Annotated in this window: 15 protein-coding genes; 8 read left to right on the top strand and 7 right to left on the bottom strand. The window is 70.6% G+C overall.

The window, feature by feature from the left end; all coding sequences use genetic code 11:
* Together BKN37_RS17755 and pgfA are read right to left on the bottom strand one after the other, a co-directional pair.
* On the bottom strand, positions 1–1635 hold a 1635-nt coding region (locus BKN37_RS17755), incomplete at its 3' end, for an MmpA family trehalose lipid delivery protein (RefSeq protein ID WP_071028242.1).
* Positions 1636–1651: 16 nt separating this feature from the next.
* Positions 1652–2935 carry a cell envelope lipid trafficking protein PgfA gene (gene pgfA / locus BKN37_RS17750; protein WP_083341873.1) on the bottom strand — a complete coding sequence of 428 codons (1284 nt, stop codon included), beginning with the start codon at positions 2933–2935 and terminating at the stop codon, positions 1652–1654.
* A gap of 178 nt (positions 2936–3113) precedes the next feature.
* On the opposite strand from pgfA, the gene BKN37_RS17745 reads away from it, so the two are divergent.
* Positions 3114–4283, top strand: coding sequence for an acyltransferase family protein (locus tag BKN37_RS17745; protein ID WP_071028239.1), 1170 nt, complete (start codon positions 3114–3116; stop codon positions 4281–4283).
* A gap of 5 nt (positions 4284–4288) precedes the next feature.
* Here the strand turns inward: BKN37_RS17745 and BKN37_RS17740 are convergent, their stop codons facing one another.
* A complete protein-coding gene (locus tag BKN37_RS17740) occupies positions 4289–5053 on the bottom strand; it encodes a class I SAM-dependent methyltransferase (RefSeq protein WP_071028237.1) in 765 nt (254 codons plus the stop codon).
* Positions 5054–5056: 3 nt separating this feature from the next.
* A complete protein-coding gene (locus BKN37_RS17735; RefSeq protein WP_071028235.1) occupies positions 5057–6034 on the bottom strand; it encodes a phosphotriesterase family protein in 978 nt (325 codons plus the stop codon).
* 131 nt (positions 6035–6165) lie between these two features.
* Between BKN37_RS17735 and BKN37_RS17730 the strand changes: the two genes are divergently transcribed.
* The 5 genes from BKN37_RS17730 (at position 6166) to BKN37_RS29240 (ending at position 10395) form a co-directional block, all read left to right on the top strand.
* On the top strand, positions 6166–6555 hold the full coding sequence (locus BKN37_RS17730; protein WP_071028234.1) for a PPOX class F420-dependent oxidoreductase: 390 nt from the start codon (positions 6166–6168) through the stop codon (positions 6553–6555).
* Positions 6556–6570: 15 nt separating this feature from the next.
* Positions 6571–7554 carry a pirin family protein gene (locus tag BKN37_RS17725; protein WP_071028232.1) on the top strand — a complete coding sequence of 328 codons (984 nt, stop codon included), beginning with the start codon at positions 6571–6573 and terminating at the stop codon, positions 7552–7554.
* Positions 7555–7729: 175 nt separating this feature from the next.
* Positions 7730–8389 (top strand): TetR/AcrR family transcriptional regulator, encoded by a 660-nt coding sequence (locus BKN37_RS17720; protein ID WP_071028230.1) that lies wholly within the window; start codon positions 7730–7732, stop codon positions 8387–8389.
* A 13-nt stretch (positions 8390–8402) separates the two neighbouring features.
* Complete coding sequence (locus BKN37_RS17715) at positions 8403–9344, top strand: R2-like ligand-binding oxidase (protein ID WP_071028228.1); 942 nt, start codon at positions 8403–8405, stop codon at positions 9342–9344.
* A 97-nt stretch (positions 9345–9441) separates the two neighbouring features.
* Complete coding sequence (locus tag BKN37_RS29240; protein ID WP_158260369.1) at positions 9442–10395, top strand: hypothetical protein; 954 nt, start codon at positions 9442–9444, stop codon at positions 10393–10395.
* Positions 10396–10633: 238 nt separating this feature from the next.
* Here the strand turns inward: BKN37_RS29240 and BKN37_RS17705 are convergent, their stop codons facing one another.
* Positions 10634–12007 carry an NADP-dependent succinic semialdehyde dehydrogenase gene (locus BKN37_RS17705; protein ID WP_071028224.1) on the bottom strand — a complete coding sequence of 458 codons (1374 nt, stop codon included), beginning with the start codon at positions 12005–12007 and terminating at the stop codon, positions 10634–10636.
* A gap of 77 nt (positions 12008–12084) precedes the next feature.
* On the opposite strand from BKN37_RS17705, the gene BKN37_RS17700 reads away from it, so the two are divergent.
* Entirely contained in the window at positions 12085–13734 is a 1650-nt protein-coding gene (locus tag BKN37_RS17700; protein WP_071028222.1) for an acetolactate synthase large subunit, read from the top strand.
* 33 nt (positions 13735–13767) lie between these two features.
* Entirely contained in the window at positions 13768–14190 is a 423-nt protein-coding gene (locus BKN37_RS17695; protein ID WP_071028221.1) for a DUF2628 domain-containing protein, read from the top strand.
* On the opposite strand, the gene BKN37_RS17690 is transcribed toward BKN37_RS17695, so the two are convergent.
* Both BKN37_RS17690 and BKN37_RS17685 read right to left on the bottom strand, forming a co-directional pair.
* Entirely contained in the window at positions 14162–18409 is a 4248-nt protein-coding gene (locus BKN37_RS17690) for an alpha-(1->3)-arabinofuranosyltransferase (protein WP_071028220.1), read from the bottom strand. The genes BKN37_RS17695 and BKN37_RS17690 overlap by 29 nt on opposite strands.
* 30 nt (positions 18410–18439) lie before the next feature.
* Entirely contained in the window at positions 18440–18610 is a 171-nt protein-coding gene (locus BKN37_RS17685; RefSeq protein ID WP_071028218.1) for a DUF2613 domain-containing protein, read from the bottom strand.
* Between the last annotated feature and the right edge of the window lie 144 nt (positions 18611–18754).

Below are 18754 nucleotides of genomic sequence, written 5' to 3'. Positions count from 1 at the left end.
GTCTCCGCCCCCCCGGTACAGGGCCAGGTCGCCGTCGCGGTAGGCCACCGGCGCCCGGTCCAAAGTCTTTGCGGCCGCGCCGATCTCACCGCCCGATTCGACGACCACCCAGCCCACCCCGGCGTGGCTCAGCGCGGCGGGGTCGGCCCCGGCGAGCAACAGCCGCTGCACTTCCCGGGCCCGCGCCCCCTCGCCGGGAACGGTGTGCCCGGCGACGTTCAGATCTCCGGTGGCCCACACGTTGGCGCGCACCCACCGCGGTAGCGGATCGAGCACCGGCGCCGGGCCGGCCCAGGAGAAGCGGCGCATGCTGTCGGCCGGGAGCACCGCCACCGGCCGCGGGTCGGCGTTGATGCGGGCCGCCACCGCCGCCCAGCCGCCCGGATAGTGCACCGGTACAACCTTTCCCCAAGCCCCCCAAGCCAAATCGGGTAAGACGGCCAGCAAGGCCACGCAGCAGGCCACCGCGGTGACCGCGGGCGCAAGCCAGCGCCGCGCGGTCAGCACCGCGCCCGCGGCGGCCAGCGCATAGCCGGGCATCGCCAACGCCACCCATTTCTGCCCGTCGCGCAGCACACCGAGACCGGGCACCGCTTCGATCAGCGCCCGCAGGCCCGCCAGGCCCGGCCCGGTGGCCAGCGTGGCGGGCACCAGCACCGCGACCGCCGCCAGCACCAGCAGTGGCAGCGCCGGGCGGCGGCGCAGCACCGCCGGCAGCCCGGCGGCCAGCACGCCCAACATCACCACGGTCGCCGCGACCGCGAACAACGTGGTCCGCGAGCCGGGTGCCGCCTCGGCGTTCCAGATCCCGCCCAGGCTGGCCAGGCTGCCCAGCGTGCCCAGGCCCGGCTCGGCGCGGGCCGCGAACGCGTCCACCCCCGGTGCCCCGTCGGGCGCACAGCACGCCGCCCCCAGCGACCAGCCCAGCAACCAGGGCAGCGCCGCCGCCGCGGCGGCGCCCAGTGTCACCGCGGCGCACTGCCACCGCGGCCGGCCCCCGCCCGCCGGCACCAGGCAGACCACGGTCACCGCCGCGGCCAGCAGCAGCCCGGTCGGGGTCAGCCCGGCCAACGCCATCCAAAACGCCAGCGCGAAAAACCCCGGCCAGGCCCGCGAGCGTGCACAAATGTCCGGGTTTTCCGGCGGTTGGGCGTACATTTGCGCACCCTCGCCGGCGGCCTCGGTCCCGGCCGACCGTAATGCCAGCGTCGTCGCGGCCACCCACGGCAGGCAGCCGTAGCCCACCAGCAGGCTCCAATGCCCCTGTAGCAGCCGTTCGGCGACATACGGATTCCAGATCGCCACGGTGATCGCCACGAACTGGCCGGGCCGCCCGGCCGCCGGCAGCACGGTCGCCACCAGCCGCGCCGCCCCGCAGCCGGCCAGCCACAGGCCCCCCAGCAGCAGCGCCTTGACCACGACGCCGCCGTCGACCAGGTGCGACGCCGCCGCGACGGCGAAATCCTGGGGGGTCGCCCGCGGCGCCGACTCAGCCAACCCGAGGGCGGCGTCGGACAGGTAGGACCGCGGCGTGGACACCGCGTCGCGCAGCAGCAGATATCCCGGACCCAGCAGCGGCGCCACCACCAGCAGCGCCAGCGTCAGCGCGTATCCCGGACCGGCCCACCGGAGCATCCAGCGACGTGCCGTCCTACGGACGATCGGGTGGACCTTGGTCGGCCGGTCCGTCCTCCGGCGGGCCCTCATCGCGCGGCCGTCCCTCCGGGTGCAGCAACGGATGCTGGGCGGGAAGTTTCTCGGTCTCGGCTTCCGCCCCGGACACCGGTTCGCCCGGTGCCGTCGTGCGGCCGAAGCTGCTGAAGAAGCTCTCGAAAAAGCCGTGCTCGGCGGTGTCCAGGCCGGGGTCGATCAGCGCCGCCTCGGTCCGCATGCCGAACCACCCGAGCAGCACGCCGCCGATCAACGCGATCAACCCGGCCGCGGTGAAGCTGATCGGCAGCACCCGCGACCACAACGCCACCCGATCGCGCTCATCGCGGGCCGAGTTGACCTGCGCTTCGACCGTCTCCTCGGTGGAGGTGACCTTGTAGTCGGCCACCGTCAGCTCGGGCTTCAGCGGGTCACGAGCGTAGTAGTGGTTGGCGTGTTCCTCGGCCTTGACGATGGTGCCGGACACCGGGTCCACCCAGAAGGTCCGCTGCGCGGCGTAGTACCGCGTCATGGTGATCTTCTCGTCCGGGTCGTCGGTCTCCAGGTTCCACATCGACGCCGGCGCGGTGACCTCGCCGTCCTCGTCCTTGGGGTACAGCGACGGGTACTTCACCGGCTCGTCCAGCTTGCCGTCGGCGTCATAGCCGACGTTCTGGGTGAACCGGAACGTGGTCAGCCCGTTGACGTCGTCTTCGCCCTGGTAGTTGGCCTCGAACGCCTTCTGCGCGATCGGGTCGAAGTACTGATAGGACACCTTTTTGGTGTGGAACGGGAAGCGGTAGGACAACCCTTCGTGCGGCAGCGCGATCGGGGTGGGCGGGTTGTCGTCCTCGATCGTGCGGGGCTTCTGGATGGCGCCGCCGGGATGGGTGTCATCGGAGACCGCCATCGCCGTGCTGCGGTTCAGGGTGACGGTGTCGACGATCGCCAGCAGCAGACCGGCGTCCTTTTGCCGGTCGGTGCGGCGCACCGAGGTGCCGACCTGCAGGGTGACCACCCCGGCGTTGGCGGGTGACTCCACGCTGACCTGCTGCTGGGACACCAGCGGCACATCCTTGTCGATGGCGACGTGCTCGGTGGACAGCGAGTGCGGGTCCAGCGCGGTCCCGCTGCCCTCACTGACCAGCTTGGTGTCGATATCGAGCGGGATCTTGGCGACCCGGCTGGCGGTGTAGGTGGACAGCAACAACGCAGCGATCAATAGGGCAGCCCCGAGTCCCATGACGCCGCATGCCGCGATGCGCAGCATCACTGCTCGGTTCACGTTGCCGTGCCCTCCTTCTGGCCCAAAAACGGCGAGGTCCATCTCTCCCTACCCGCTGGGCAGCGAGAAAAACCGCTTTGACCCTAACAGCAGAATTTAAGGCTTCGGCTAAGCGCCTGGTGAGCGATTGCGGTCTCCCGGGTGGGCGCCGCACCGCGGCACAGGCAGACTGTTCGTCATGATCGACCAGCAGGTGGGCGGAACGCGCAGTTTCTTGCCCGCCGTGGAGGGGATGCGGGCCTGCGCCGCGATCGGGGTGGTCATCACCCACGTCGCGTTCCAAACCGGGCATTCGGCCGGCATCTCCGGTCGGCTGCTCGGACGCTTTGACCTGGCCGTGGCGGTGTTCTTCGCGTTGTCCGGGTTCTTGCTGTGGCGCGGCCACGCCGCCGCCGCCCGCGGATTGCGGCGAGTCCCGCCGACCAGCCACTATCTGCGCTCCCGGCTGGTGCGGATCATGCCGGCGTACCTGGTGGCGGTGGTGGTGATCCTGTTGCTGTTGCCCGACGCCGCGGGCGCCAGCGCGACGGTGTGGCTGGCCAACCTGACCCTGACCCAGATCTATGTGCCGCTCACGCTGACCGCCGGGCTGACCCAGATGTGGAGCCTGGCGGTGGAGGTCAGCTTCTATATCGCGCTGCCGGTGCTGGCGCTGCTGGCCCGTCGGCTTTCGGTGCGGGCCCGGGTGCCGGTGATCGCCGCGGTGGCGCTGCTCAGCTTCGGCTGGGGCTTCCTGCCGATCCACCCACCCCATGGCGCCAACCCGCTGAACTGGGCGCCGGCCTACGCCTCCTGGTTCGGGGCGGGCATGCTGCTGGCCGAGTGGACCGTCAGCCCCATCGGTTGGGTGCACCGGTTGGCGCGCCGCCGGGTGCTGGTGGCGCTGATCGCGCTGACCGCCTTCCTGATCTCCGCCTCCCCGCTGGCCGGGCCGTCGGGAATGACCCAGGCCACGGTCGGCCAGTTCATCGTCCGGACCGCGATGGGGGCGCTGCTGGCTGGCGCGCTGTTGGCGCCGCTGGTGCTCGACCGCCCCGACACCGGCCACCGCATCCTGGGCAGCGCACCGATGGTGACGCTGGGCCGCTGGTCCTACGGGCTGTTCATCTGGCACCTGGCGGCGCTGGACATGGTGTTCCCGGTGATCGGCCGGTTCGCGTTCAGCGGGGACATGCCGGTGACCCTGGCGCTGACCCTGATCTTCGGTATCGCGCTGGCCGCGGTGAGCTACGCGCTGGTGGAGTCGCCGTGCCGGGAAGCGTTGCGGCGCTGGGAAATGCGGGAACAACATCCGGTGCCGCCGCTGGACAGCGCGATCACCGACGAACCCGAACCCGTCGCGCGCTGACCGCGTCAGCCCGGCTTCCGGGCCTCGATCAACACCCGTGAGGTGTGGGTGACGAAGGCTCCGTCGGCTTCGATCCGGCGGTGCAAGCCGTGCAGCCGGTCGCGGTACCTGGCGACGCTGAAGCCTGGAACCACCCAATTCAACTTGCGCAGAAAGTAGATCAGCGCGCCGACGTCGAAAAACTCGACGCGGATCTGCTCGTGGCGCAAATCGACCACCTGGAGTCCGGCGGCGGCCACCTGGTCCGCGGCGGTCTCCGGATTCAGCTGCCCCCGCTGCAGCACCGGCCGGTAGGGCCCCACGAAGTACTCGATCAGGTTCGGAAAGTAAAGCGCCCCCACGTGCTGGGCAAAATAGCTGCCGCCCGGTGTGAGCACCCGGGCGAACTCGTCCCACCACAGGGCGCCCGGATGCCGACTGCACACCAGATCGAAGGCCGCATCGGCGAACGGCAGCGGCGGCTCGCCGGTGGTGGCGACCACCACCACGCCCAGCGGATGCAGCCGCCGGGTGGCCAGCGGCAGGTTCGGCGGCCACGGCTCGGTGGCGGCCATCGTCGGGGGAAACGGGCCTGCCCCGGCCAGAACCTCACCGCCGCCGGTGTCGACGTCGAGCGCGGACGCCACCTGCGCCAGCCGACCGCGCAGCAGGCGTTGGTACCCCCACGACGGGCGCTGTTCGGTGGCCCTGCCGTCCAGCCAGGAGAAGTCCCAGCCCGCGACCGACACCGCCTCGGCCTCGGCCACCAACTCGTCGAAGGTGCGCGCCAAGGCTCAGTAGCCGCCCTGGCGTTCGAAGATCTTCCGCGGGTTGTCGACCAGCATGGTGTGCAGCTGGTCGTCGGTGACGCCGCGCTCCTTGAGCGCGGGAATGACGTCGTGGTGGATGTGCAGGTAGTGCCAGTTCGGCGCGGCCACCGCGGTGAGATCTTCGGGCAGCGCGTCGAAATAGCAGTTCGCGTCGTGGGAGAGCACCATCTTGTCGGCGTGCCCGCGCTCGCACATCCGCGCCACGGTGTTCACCCGGTCCTCGAACGGCAGGATCAAATCGATGCCGAACCGGTCCATGCCGATGTAGGAACCGTTGGCGATCAGTTCCTCCAGGTAGTCCAGGTCGGTGGTGTCGCCGGAGTGCCCGATCACCACCCGGGAGAGGTCGACGCCCTCCTCCTCGAAGATGCGTTGCTGCTCGAGGCCGCGCCGCAGCCCCGCGTGGGTGTGGGTGGAGATCGGCACCCCGGTGCGCTTGTGTGCCTGCGCGACGGCCCGCAGCACCCGTTCCACCCCGGGGGTGACGCCCGGTTCGTCGGTGGCGCATTTGAGGATCGCCGCCTTCACGCCGGTGTCGGCGATCCCTTCCTCGATGTCGCGGACGAACATGTCGGCCATGATCTCGGGGCCGTCCAACATGGCGCCCGGCCCCAAGTAGTGGAAGAAGAACGGCACGTCGTTGTAGGTGTACACGCCGGTGGCCACCACGATATTCAGCTCGGTGGCCGCGGCGACCCGGGCGATGCGGGGGATGTAGCGGCCCAACCCGATCACGGTCAGGTCGACGATGGTGTCCACCCCGGCGGCCTTGAGCTCGTTGAGCCGCGCGATGGCGTCGGCCACCCGCCGGTCTTCGTCGCCCCAGGCTTCGGGATAGTTCTGGGCGATCTCGGTGGTCATGATGAACACGTGTTCGTGCATCAGGGTGACGCCCAAATCGGTGGTGTCGATCGCTCCGCGGGCGGTATTCAGCTGTGACACGCACCCGATGCTAAGCGGATACGGGACGGTTATTCGGTGGAATTGGCCAGAGCGGCTCTGGCGGCGGTCGGTGCCGTGCCGCATGATTACCATCGACCTGTCGATGTCCACGGCGAACCGGAGGCGACACCATGGTGTTTACCAAGGCTGAGCTGGCATTCCTGCGCAAGCAGCCGATCGGGCGGCTGTGCACGGTCGGGCCCGGCGGCAAACCGCAGGTCCGGCCGGTCAATGTGCATCTCGGCTCGGACGACGCCACGATCGAAATTTTCGGACCCATCCTGGCGCAGACCCAGAAGTGGCGCAACATCATTCACAATCCGCAGGTGTCGTTCATCGTGGACCACGTGATACCCCAGCCGCGCAACATCCAGGGCATCGAGATCCGCGGCACCGCGACGACACTGCCGCGCGAACGCCCACCCGCCGACGGCTTTTCCGGCGACATCATCCGCATCACCCCGCGGCGCATCGTGGCGTGGGGAATCGACGAAGGCGGCACCCACGCCCGAGACGTCTAGGCCGGGGGAGCGGCGGTGAGCAACACCGAAGCGCACCCCGCCGAACTGCGCGCCGAACGCGGGCCCTGCGTCGATGCGGCGGGCCGGCCGGTGGTCGAGGTGCTCACCGCCCGGGCGGTGCCGTTGGGCGGGCCGCGTGCGATGACCGTGCACCGCACCCTGCCGCAGAAGCAGCGTTCGCTGATCGGGGCGTGGTGCTTCATCGACCACTACGGGCCCGACGATGTCGCCGCCACCGGCGGCATGGACGTGCCGCCCCACCCGCACACCGGATTGCAGACCGTGAGCTGGCTTTTCACCGGTGAGATCGAACACCGCGACTCCGGCGGCGTGCATGCCCTGGTTCGCCCGGGCGAGCTGAACCTGATGACCGGCGGCCACGGCATCTGCCATTCCGAGGTCTCCACGCACTCGACCACGATCCTGCACGGCGCCCAGCTGTGGGTGGCGCTGCCCGACGCCGCGCGCGACGCGCCGCGCGACTTCCAGCACTATGCGCCGCCGCCGGTCGACCTCGGCGGGGCCACCGCCCGGGTGTTCCTGGGTGCGCTGGCCGGGCAGCCGTCGCCGGTGCCGACCTTCTCCCCCCTGCTGGGTGCCGAGCTGACCGTGGAACCCGGTGCCCGCGTGCAGCTTCCGGTGTCCCCGCAGTTCGAGCACGGCCTGCTGGTGGACACCGCGGCGCTGCGGCTGGCCGACACCGCGTTGGTGCGCCGCGACCTCGGCTACGTGGGCACCGGAGTGTCGACGCTGACGGTCACCAACCCCACCGACGCACCCGGACGCGCGTTGTTGCTGGGCGGCGCGCCGTTCGGCGAACAGATCGTCATGTGGTGGAACTTCGTCGGCCGCAGCCACGACGAGATCATCGCCTTCCGCGACGCCTGGCAACACGAATCGGATCGGTTCGGGCGGGTCGACGGCTACCGGGGTGCTCTGGCGCGGCTGCCGGCGCCGCCGCTGCCCCATGGGCGGATCCTGCCGCGCGGCAACCCGTAACGGCCGGGGCTTCGCCCCACCGTGGATTGCGCCGATTGTGCGGTCTCATACGCAATACCCCGCATCGGCGTATGGATTCGCACCGTCACGACGCCTTGGCGGGCGCCGCTAGCCCTTGTTTATGACCTGGATCACAGTAAAATGACCAGTGGTCATCGGTGCTGGGAGGTGCGCGATGCCGACGGTGACGTGGGCCCGGGTCGATGCGGTGCGCCGGGCGGCGGTGGTGGAAGCCGCCGAGGCGGAGTTCGGGGCGCACGGCTTCTCTCGGGGCAGCCTGAACGTCATCGCCCGGCGGGCCGGTGTCGCTAAGGGCAGCCTGTTCCAATACTTCGCCGATAAGCGCGACCTGTATGCGTTCATCGCCGACGTCGCCAGCCAACGGGTGCGGGCCTACGTCGAGCAGCGGATCCGCGAACTCGACTCCAGCAGACCGTTCTTCGACTTTCTCACCGATCTGCTGGACGACTGGGTCGCCTACTTTGCCGACCATCCCCGGGAACGTGCCCTGCACGCCGCGGCGAGTCTGGAGGTCGACACCGACGCGCGGATCAGCGTGCGAAACGTCATCCACCGCCACTACCTGGAGGTGCTGCGACCGCTGGTCCGCACCGCGCAGGACCGCGGCGATCTGCGGGCGGATAGCGATACCGATGCGCTGCTGTCCCTGCTGCTGCTGATTTTTCCGCACCTGGCGCTGGCGCCCTACGTGCGCGGGATGGATCCGATCCTGGGGCTCGATGAGCCCAGCCCCGAGCAGCCCGCCCTGGCGGTGCGCCGGCTGGTGGCGGTGCTGTCCGCCGCGTTCGCCGCGCTGCCGCAACCCACACCCTGAAGGAGGCCAACTCATGACACGGACGCACTACGGGTCACTCGGTGCGGGCGGCCTCAACTGGGACAGCCTGCCGCTGCGGCTGTTTGCCGGCGGCAATGCGAAATTTTGGGACCCGGCCGAGATCGACTTTTCCCACGACCACCGGGACTGGGAGGCGCTGACGGACCGGGAACGCGACCAAGCCACCCGGCTGTGCGCGCAGTTCATCGCCGGCGAGGAAGCGGTCACCAAGGACATCCAGCCGTTCATGGCGGCGATGCGGGCCGAAGGCCGGCTCGGCGACGAGATGTATCTGACGCAGTTCGCGTTCGAGGAGGCCAAGCACACCCAGGTGTTCCGGTTGTGGCTCGACGCCGTCGGGATCGACGATGACCTGCACAGTTTTCTCGACGACCTGCCCGCATACCGGCAAATGTTCAACGAGGAGCTGCCGGAGTCGCTGAGCGTGTTGGCGGCCGATGCCTCTCCGGCCGCCCAGATTCGGGCGTCGGTGACCTACAACCACGTCGTCGAAGGCATGCTGGCGTTGACCGGATACCACGCCTGGCACCGGATCTGCGTGGAGCGCGGCATCCTGCCCGGCATGCAGGAGTTGGTGCGGCGCATCGGCGACGATGAGCGTCGCCACATGGCGTGGGGCACCTTCACCTGCCGCCGCCACGTCGCCGCCGACGACGCCAATTGGGCGGTGTTCGAAACCCGCATGAACGAGCTGATCCCGCTGGCGCTGCAGGTCACCGAGGAGGGCTTTGCCCTCTACGGGGACGACGTCCCCTTCGGGCTGTCGCCCGCGGAGTTCGTGGCCTACGCCTCCGACAAAGGGATGCGCCGGTTCGGAACGATCAGCAGCGCCCGCGGCCGCCCCCTCGCCGAGATCGACCTCGACTACGCGCCGCTGCGGTTGGAGGACACCTTCGCCGACGAGGATCGGCAGGCCCTGGCGGCCTCGGCCTGACGTCGCCGAGGTCTACGGTTAACGTCGTCTGCAGGTGAATGTGTTCGCCCGGACGCCGCATCCGGGGCTGCTGGGACCAAATGACGAAGGGGCAGACGTGAGCGAACCGCAGTGGCCGGGCCAATCCGAACCCGAGCAGCCCAGCCCACCGCCGCCCGGTGAGTACGGCCCGCCGACAAGCCAACCACCGGCGCCGCCGGGCCCGCCACCCGGTGCGCCACCGGGGCCGGGGCCCTATGGCCCGCCGCCACCGGGCGCCTACGGCCCACCGCCAGGGCCCTATGGCCCGCCGCCGGGTCCGTACGGCCCCTGGGGTTACCCGCCGCCGGCCCCGCCTAAGCGCCGCAAGACGTGGTGGGTGGTTGGCGGCCTGGTCGTGGCGGTCATCGCCGCGGTGGTCGCGGCCGTCTTGGTGTTCGCCGGCGGATCATCGCCGAAGCCGCCCAAGGCGTCCGCGCGGGATCTGTTGCTCACCCAATCGGACTTCCCGACCCTCGATCCGGCCGGAAAATTCACCACCACGACCGGCAAGGAGGAGAAGGCCGACGACCAGACCATTAGCGTGTCCCCGTCGGAGTGCAACGACATGTTGGGCAAGGACGCCGCGACCGCCGACACCGCCAAAGCCGAATTGGACAACACCGACGCGGTTGGCGGCGGGGGCGATAGCCGCGGGGGTTACACGGTCCGGGTGACCAAGGCGGTCAATCCGCAGTACAGCAGCGAGTTCCAGGCGGTGCTGGACAAGTGCGGGCAGGTGACGTTTAAGGGCGATGTGTTGACCCTGAAGGGCACCATCAAACGACTGAACGTCAGCGGCACCAAGGTGCCGGTGAACGCCGCGGTGGCCTCCCTGCAGCCGGACAACAGCCCGGCCCCGGCCAAGGTGAAGCTGACCATGCAGGTGTTTCTGGCGGTGGTGCGCGGCACCTCGGTGGAGGTCCTATCCAACCGGATCGCGCTCAACGGCGGCGCCGACAGCGATACCCCGGATCAGGGTGCGGTGAGCTTGTTCAACAAGCAGGTGGAGAAGATCCAAGACGCGGCCTAGCCGCACCGGCCAGCCCTGCCCAGCAGACGCAAAGTCGCACGAATTCCGCTCGGATCGTGCGACTTTGCGTCTGCTGACCGGAAAGTCCGCCCGGCTCACACCGGCACGGATCCACCAGGGCGCCACCAGGCCGCGAGATGGAAACCAGGCAGCAAAAGATCGAGTGGAGCCCTGCGTGGCTGCAATCTCGCGGGACGATCCGATGACCGGCCCGAGCTCGCCGGCACCCGGCGGGGGGCTACCCGACCCAGACCGTCTTGAGGTTGCAGAACTCCCGGATCCCGTGCGCGGACAGTTCGCGGCCGTAGCCCGACCGCTTGATGCCGCCGAACGGCAACTCCGGGTAGGAGGTCGTCATCCCGTTGATGAAGACCTGGCCGGCCTCGATGTCGTCGATGAAGCGCTGCTGCTCGGCCGCGTCACCGGTCCAGGCGTTGGATCCCAGCCCGAACGTGGTGGCGTTGGCGATGTCGATGGCTTCCTCGATGTCGCGGGCCCGGTACATGGAGGCCACCGGGCCGAACACCTCCTCGGTGAACAGCGCCATGTCCCGGGTGATGTCGGTGATCACCGTCGGCGGGTAGTACCAGCCGGGCCGGTCCAGGCGCTTGCCGCCGCACCGCACCACCGCCCCCTCGGCGACGGCCGCATCGACCAGTTTTTCCACGTCGGTGCGGCCCTGCTCGGTGGCCAGCGGCCCGACGTCGGTGTCCGGGTCGGTCGGGTCACCGACCCGCAGCGCCGCCATCTTGTCGACGAACCGGTCCACGAACTCGTCGTAGATGTCGGTGTGGATGATGAACCGCTTCGCCGCGATGCAGGATTGCCCGTTGTTTTGCACCCGGGCGGTGACCGCGGTCGTGACCGCCTTGTCCAGGTCGGCCGAGGGCATCACGATGTACGGGTCGCTGCCGCCCAGCTCGAGCACGGTGTGCTTGATCTCGTCGCCGGCGATCGCCGCCACCGACTGACCGGCCGGTTCGCTGCCGGTGAGGGTGGCCGCGGCCACCCGCGGGTCGCGCAGGACCTGTTCCACCGCGCTCGACGGGATGAGCAGGGTTTGAAAGCAGCCGTCCGGGAAGCCGCCGCGGGCCAGCACGTCGGCCAGATACAGCGCGCACTGCGGCACGTTGGAGGCGTGTTTGAGCAGGCCGACGTTGCCGGCCATCAGCGCGGCGGAGGCAAACCGCACCGCCTGCCACAGCGGGAAATTCCACGGCATGACCGCCAGCACCACCCCGAGCGGCTGGTAGCGGGCATACGCCCGCGACGCGCCCACCAGCGCGGCGTCGGCCGGTTCATCGGCCAGCAGGGCCTCGGCCTGGTCGGCGTAGTACCGGAAGCCCTTGACGCATTTGAGTGCTTCGGCCTTGGCCGATACCAGCGTCTTGCCCATCTCCAGGGTCATCATCGCCGCCACCTCGTCGGCCTCGGCCTCCAGCAGGTCGGCGGCGGCGTGCATCCAGGCGGCGCGCTGGGCGAAGCTGGTGCGGCGATAGTCGGCGAACCGGTTATGGGCGCGCGTGATCGCGGCGTCGATCTCCGCGCTGGTGGCCGGGTTGAACGTCTGGACTGTCTCCCCGGTGGCCGGGTTGATCGTGGCGATGGGCACGCGGACCTCCTTTGGCGCTGGACTGCGAAACGGCTCGCTTCCCAGCCTGCCACTATCGTGGCGCCAGGAGGTGACCGATGAGCACAGCCGCCCAATTGATGGTCGCGTGTCTGGAAAGCGAGGGAGTGGCCATTGTCTTCGGCATTCCCGGCGAGGAGAACATCCGGTTCACCCAGGCGCTGGCCAAGTCCGACATCCGCTACATCCTGACCCGCCACGAGCAGGCGGCGGCGTTCATGGCCGAGATGTACGGGCGGGTGACCGGCCGCGCGGCGGTGGTGTCGACGACCCTGGGTCCGGGGGCGATCAACATGCAACTCGGCGTCGCCGACGCCACCACCAACAGCACCCCGATGGTGGCCATCTCCGCCCAGGTCGGGCACGACCGCCAATACAAGGAGTCGCACCAGTACGTCGACCTGGTGCGCATGTTCGCGCCGATTACCCGCTGGGCCGACGCCGTCCCCCGGGTGCACGCGATCCCGGAGATGTTTCGCAAGGCGTTCAAGCTCGCCGAAAGTGAACGGCCCGCCGCGGTGTATCTGGCGGTGCCCGAACACATCGATGCCGACGTCGCCGACTATCCCGAACTAACACCGTTGCCGCGCAACGTGGTCCGCGCCGAGGCGCCGTCGGCCCGGCAGGTGCAGCGGGCGGTCGACATCTTGCGGACCGCGCAGCGGCCGGTGGTGCTGGCCGGGCACGGCGCCGCCCGCGCGGACGCCACCGCGGCGCTGGTCCGGTTCGCCGACGGACTCGGCGTCCAGGTCGCCAACACCTTCCACGGCAAAGGGGTGATGCCCGACGATCACCCCAATGCCATCGGCACGATCGGCTTCATGCGCCGCGACTACGTCAACTTCGGCTTCGACAGCGCCGACGTGATCGTGGCGGTCGGCTACGAGCTGCAGGAATTCGACCCGGTCCGGATCAACCCGCACGCCGACAAGAAGATCATCCACATCCACCGGTTCCCCGCCGAGGTCGATGCCCACTATTCGGTGGACGTCGGGATCGAGGGCGATATCAGCGCGTCGCTGACCGCGCTCACCGACGCGCTGGCCGGCCACCGCTTCCGCACCGACTGCGACGCGCCGGGTGCCGGCCTGCTGGCCGCGGAATTCGAACGCGGCCAGGCTGATTCACGGTTCCCGTTGGCGCCGCAGCGAATCGTCGCCGATACCCGGGCGGCGCTGGGACGCTCCGATGTGGTGCTGGTCGACACCGGTGCGACCAAGATGTGGATGGCCCGGCTGTATCCGACCTACGAACGCAATACCTGTCTGATTTCTAACGGGTTGTCCACCATGGCGTTTGCGCTGCCCGGGGCGCTCGGTGTCAAGCTGGCCCGCCCGGAGGCGAAGGTGCTCGCCGTGGTCGGCGACGGCGCGTTTCTGATGAACTCCCAGGAGATCGAGACCGCGGTCCGCGAGAAGATCCCGCTGGTGGTGCTGATCTGGGAGGACGGCGGCTATGGGCTCATCGAGTGGAAGATGGACCTCGAACTCGGCGAACACCACTACGTCTCGTTCGGCAACCCCGACATCGTGGCGTACGCGCAAAGCTTTGGCGCCAAGGGCTATCGGATCACCAGCGCCGAGGAGCTGTTGCCGACACTGCGGACCGCCCTGGCCGATGACGCGGTGTCGCTGATCTCCTGCCCGGTCGACTATTCGGAGAACATCCGGTTGACCGACCGGCTCGGCCACCTCGACGAGACGCTGTAAACCGGCTCGGTGACCGGTGCGCCGGTGTAGGGTTTGCCCGTGTTCGAATCTGCATTTGCTGACACGCCGGGCCCCTGGCGGCAACGGTTTGAGTTTTTCCACGCCTACGGGCTGCCGTCGTCGTCGCCGCAGGCGCGGGCGGCGTTCAAGGAGTTGCCGTTCGGCACCCGGATGCGCCTGAACTCGAACTTTCTGGCGTTCTTATTCGGCCCGTTCTACTTTTTCGCCAAAGGCATGTGGCGCAAGGGGGTTAGCCTGCTCGTCGCGGCCATCGCCGTCGGGGTGGTGATGACCGTCCTGGACGTGCCCGATGGGATTGATCGCGGGGTCGCCGCCGGGTTCGGCGCCGCGGCGATGGTGACCGCCAACTACGCCTACTACCTGCACGTCGTGCAGCACAGCCGATCCTGGAATCTCTTCGAAGGGTTCAGTCGGCGCGCGGCGCGCGCGAACTAGCGGCGCCGCGCCTGGGCGCCACCGACGCGACCACCGCCGCGACCGAAATCAGCGCCAGCAGCTGCACACCCGCGGAATGCCCGATATAGCCGTCCACCGACCGCCACGGATAGCGGGACAGCGCCGCCCCGGCCAGGGTCAGCCCACCGGCGCTCAACCCGAGCAGCGCGGTGTCGCGCAGCTGCCCGCGATTGCGCAGGCCGTAACCCACCCCGAGCACCACGCCGAACACCACGACACCGGCGGCCCCGGCGATCACCGCGCCGGCGCCCAGCACCGCGAGCAGCGTCGCCCAGCGTCCCGGCGTCCAGGGGCGCGCCGGTTCCCCCGGGCGCACCGGGCGCCGGGCCGGCCACCACGCCAGCAGCGCCAGCAACGGCAGCAGCGCCAGCCCGCCGGCCAGCCCGATCCGGTAAGCGGTGTTGGAGGCGAAGGTCAGCGTGACGGTGCCCGTCGTCCCGGCCGGCACCACCCAGCCCTGCTGCCAGCCGTTGACCGCGACCGGGGTCAGCCGGGTGCCGTCGGCGCTGCGCGCCACCCAGCCGGGGTTGATGCTCTCCGGCACCACCAGCACCCGGTCGGTCGGCGACGGCGCCGCCCGCACCTCGCGCCGGGCCGCGCCCCACGCCCCGGTGTCGGCCGGTGCCACGGCGGCGGGTGACGGCGCGGCCGCCGCGGTGCTCGCCAGCTGCGCCCCGTCGACGATGAACCGTTCACCGGGGCTGATCAGGAGTTCCTGCTGGCCGGGCGGCAGCGCGATCGGCTCCCGCTCGCAGGCGCGGGCGGCCACCGGCTCACCGTCCAGCAACCGGCCCACGGTGGTGGTGATCGAGGTGTGCACGAACCGGCCGGCGAGCGCGATCACCGGACCCTCCTCGCAGCCCAGGGTGACGGTGCGGGACCGGTTGGCGGCGGGGTCGGCGGCCGCGATCGGCCGGCCGTCGGCGCCGAGCACCGCCACCTCGGCCAACCCCGGCGGTTTGAGCTGGTCGAAACCCACTGCGGTGCGGTCGATGACGTCTTCCCAGCCGAGCAGGCTGAGCGTGACGGTGTCGGTCACCCGCGGTTTGAGCCGCAGCACGGTGGGCGCCGACCCGGCGCCGTCCTTGCCGGGCCGCAGTTCACGCACCTGCGGGCCGGCGCCGAGGTCGACGGCCACCAGCGTCGGGCGCGACGGCACCGGCAGCCCGCTGGGGGTCAGCTCCAGCCCGGTCACCTCGGTGGGGTGCGGCAGCGTGACGGTGAGGGTGGGCGGGGTCTTCTGCGCGACGACGCGCTGCGGTGCGGTCCACGCGGTGGCCGGGTCCCCGTCGGTGGCGGCGTAGGCCGAGCCCAGCACGTCGAGCACATCGGAGTCGCCGCGGGCCCGGGTGGTGCCGGGCTGCGCGATCAGGTCGGCGAGGTTGGGTCCCTGCCGCGGCCGCACCCACACCGTTGGGGTCACCGACATCGGCCCCGGCACACTCAGGGTGCGACCGAGGTTGACCTGCTCCTCGGGCCCCAGCGCCAGCGACGCCGCGCAGCGCACCCCGCCCGGCCCGGCGGCGCAGCCCGGCCGGCCCAGCAACTCGGAGCCCAGATCCCAGCCGACCACCGCCGAACCCGGCGGGGGAGCGGGCACCAGCGCGGTGTGCCGCAGGTCCACCGGGTGAGCGAACCCGGACGCGTCGTATTGGGTGACCGCCAGGTCGGTGATGCCGAACTGCACCCCGGTCGAGCCGTCGTCGGTGCCGACCGCGGTGATCCGCACCCACGGGGTTTCGCCGACCGGCAGCGCCGCGGTCAGCGGCTGACCGGCCTCGTCGAACCGCAGCGTGGTGGTGCCGTTGACGGTGGCGATCTCCAGGCGGCGCACCTGGGCGCCGACCGCGGTCGCGCTGGGTGTGATGGTGATGGTCGCGTTGGTCAGCGGATGGTCGAAATCGATTTGCAGCCATTGACCGACCGCGGCCTGCAGCCCGTTGGACACCCAGGCGGTGGCCGGATCACCGTCGATCGCGGCGGCCGGCGACGTCGACGGGGCGACGTCGGGCAGCGCGGTGGCGTCCGCCGACGAACTCGAGGCGGTGATGCGGCCGGCGGTCCAGCCGCCGAAGACCCGGTTGGCGCCGGGGACCGGATAGTCGGGCACCCGGTTGTGGGTGTGCCGGGCGTCCTCGGCGGCCCGGATCGCCGACGAGTGGTCGTCGACCCGGCCGTAGTCGGTCTCCCGCGCCACCGGGGTGTCGGTGACGGTGACCACCGGGGTGGGCAGCCCGGCACGCCGGGCGTCGGCGGTCATCAGCACCGGGCCCAGCGGCGGCCGGTCCAGCAGGCGTTGGCGTTCGTCGAGCCGCAACAGCACCTCGGGGCCGCCGTCGACCCGGGCCAGCGCGTCGGTGTCGGTGAAGTACGGCGCCCCCGGGTTGCCGGCCGCCGTGTCGACCCGATAGATCTCGACCGCTGGATACGCCGGGCGCAGCCCGCTGTCGGAGACGAACCCCGCCACGTGGCCGGGGCCGACCGGGTCACCGAACTGGGCCACCTTCGTCAGCCCCGGTGACCGGTCGACGGCGCGGTGCACCAGGATCGGGCGGGCCGACCGCGACGTGTCGGGGTCCAGGTCGTTGCGCAGCACCACATACGAAATGCCTTGCCGGGCCAGGGTATCGGCCAGTCCCGCCGATGGGCGGCCGGCGGCGAACAGCCGCTGCACCGAATCCAACGCCCGGATGGTCTGCGGCGGCGTCAACGGGATCGAGTCGCGCACCCCCCAGGGGCTGTCCCCGAGCACCTGCAGCGGCTCGTCGTGGCTGGTACCCCACACCTGGGTGGCGAACGGGGCGCCGGGCACCACCAGCACCCGGCCCGGGGTCGGGGAGCCGGTGTTGTGGGCGGTCAGCCAGGCGGCGGTGTCCTGCCAGTACTGCGGGATCGCCCGAAACGCCCCCGGCGGGGTGAGCCGCCCGCTCCAGGCCAGCGAGGTGGACACCATCAGCGCCACCAACACCACGACGCCCACCGCGAACCGCTTGTGGTGCTCGGGGTGGGCCAGCGCGCGCCGCCACACCGCCGCCGGGACGCTGCCCGGCAACGGGATCCGGCCCAACAGCTCGGCCAGCCCCAGCACCAGCGGGATCCGGATCACCGACTCCAGCTTGTGCACGTTGCGCAGCGGCGCCCCGGCCCCGTCCAAAAACGCCTGCACCTGATGCGCCAGCGGGGAGCCCAGGCCGCCGGAGTAGCCGACGGCCAGCAACGCCAACCCGATCAGCAGCATGGTCACCAGCCGGCCGCGTTCCGGGCCGCCGCGCAGCACCAGCCCGGCCAACCCCGCGGCGGCGACCAGGCAGGTGCCCAGGATGGCCACCGGCTGGGTGACCAGCGAGGAGCCCGCGGTGGCGTGCGGCGCCACGAACGGCGTCCAGCTGTCGGTGCCCCGCAACACCTCGGTCAGCGACGTCCATTGCGTGGTGACCCCGGAGGATTCGATGAAATCCAGGAACGGCGGGCTGATCCGACCCAGCAGCAGCAGCGCCACCACCCACCAGGACACCGCCAGCGTCAGCGCCAGCAGCCACCACCCGGTGAACCGCCACCACAGCCGGTTCGGCCGGTGACACAGCCACCAGATCACCGCCGGCAGGCCGCCCGCGATCGTCGCGACCGCGTTGACCGCCCCCATCAACGCCACCGCGACCCCGGCCTGCGCGGCCAGCGCCCGCACCGACCGGTTTGGGTCGCCACGCAGCGCGCGGATCACCGGCAGCAGCACCCACGGCGCCAGCATCATCGGCAGGGTTTCCGACGAGATCGAACCCAGCGTGGTCAACACCCGCGGCGACAGCGCGAACGCGGCGGCGCCGAGCAGGCGGGAGGTGGGGCTGCCGATACCGCGGCCGTCGTTCAGCGCCTCGGCGACCCGCAGCAGCCCCCAGAACCCCGCGGTCAGCAGCAGCGCCCACCACAGCCGCTGCGTCGCCCAGCCCGGCAGCCCCAGCAGGTGGCCGGCCAAAAAGAAGGTGCCGTGCGGGAACAGGTAGCCGTAGGCCTGGTTTTGCGCCTGACCGAACGGCAGATCGGAATTCCACAGGTTGGCCGCGCGGGCCAGAAACCGCAGCGGGTTGGCGGTCAGGTCCAGCTTGGTGTCCGGCGCGATCTGGCCGGGCGACTGCAGGAACGTGCACGCCAGCGCGACGGCCCCGACCAGCCACAGCCAGCGTCGGGACAGCGGTGCCACGGGAACGGGGATGCGGCTGACGCGTTCGGTCTAGCGGTGGCCGTATTCGACCCGGTTGAGCACCGACGCGTCCGGCTCGCCGCCGGCCAGGTGGGGCCGGGTGTCTTGCTGCACCATCAGCGTCACCCCGAAGGTCGCGGCCGCCCCCAGCAACAGGCCGACCACAATGCTGGCGGCGGCTGGTACCACGAACCGCGGCATGGTCAGGCTCCTTAAATCTTGACGCGAGGGGAAAACCCCGACCGCCAAACTAGCACGCGCCGACGGGGCGGCGCGTGTGCCCGATGCGGTCGTGGCAGCATGGACCGATGTCTCGACAGCTGCCGTCGCCGCGGACCCTGGCCG

The sequence above is a fragment of the Mycobacterium talmoniae genome, from assembly GCF_001854525.1.
Lineage (GTDB): Bacteria > Actinomycetota > Actinomycetes > Mycobacteriales > Mycobacteriaceae > Mycobacterium > Mycobacterium talmoniae.
The sequence above is the reverse complement of the archived record's forward strand: the minus strand, read 5'-3'. Positions and strand labels throughout refer to the sequence as shown.

Bases quoted from the DNA above. Each gene is read 5' to 3' on its own strand.
- BKN37_RS17730 (WP_071028234.1), top strand. From the start codon at position 6,166: ATGGTGTTTACCAAGGCTGAGCTGGCATTCCTGCGCAAGCAGCCGATC.
- BKN37_RS17685 (WP_071028218.1), bottom strand. From the start codon at position 18,610: ATGCCGCGGTTCGTGGTACCAGCCGCCGCCAGCATTGTGGTCGGCCTG.
- BKN37_RS17715 (WP_071028228.1), top strand. From the start codon at position 8,403: ATGACACGGACGCACTACGGGTCACTCGGTGCGGGCGGCCTCAACTGG.
- BKN37_RS17700 (WP_071028222.1), top strand. From the start codon at position 12,085: ATGAGCACAGCCGCCCAATTGATGGTCGCGTGTCTGGAAAGCGAGGGA.
- BKN37_RS17720 (WP_071028230.1), top strand. From the start codon at position 7,730: ATGCCGACGGTGACGTGGGCCCGGGTCGATGCGGTGCGCCGGGCGGCG.
- BKN37_RS17745 (WP_071028239.1), top strand. From the start codon at position 3,114: ATGATCGACCAGCAGGTGGGCGGAACGCGCAGTTTCTTGCCCGCCGTG.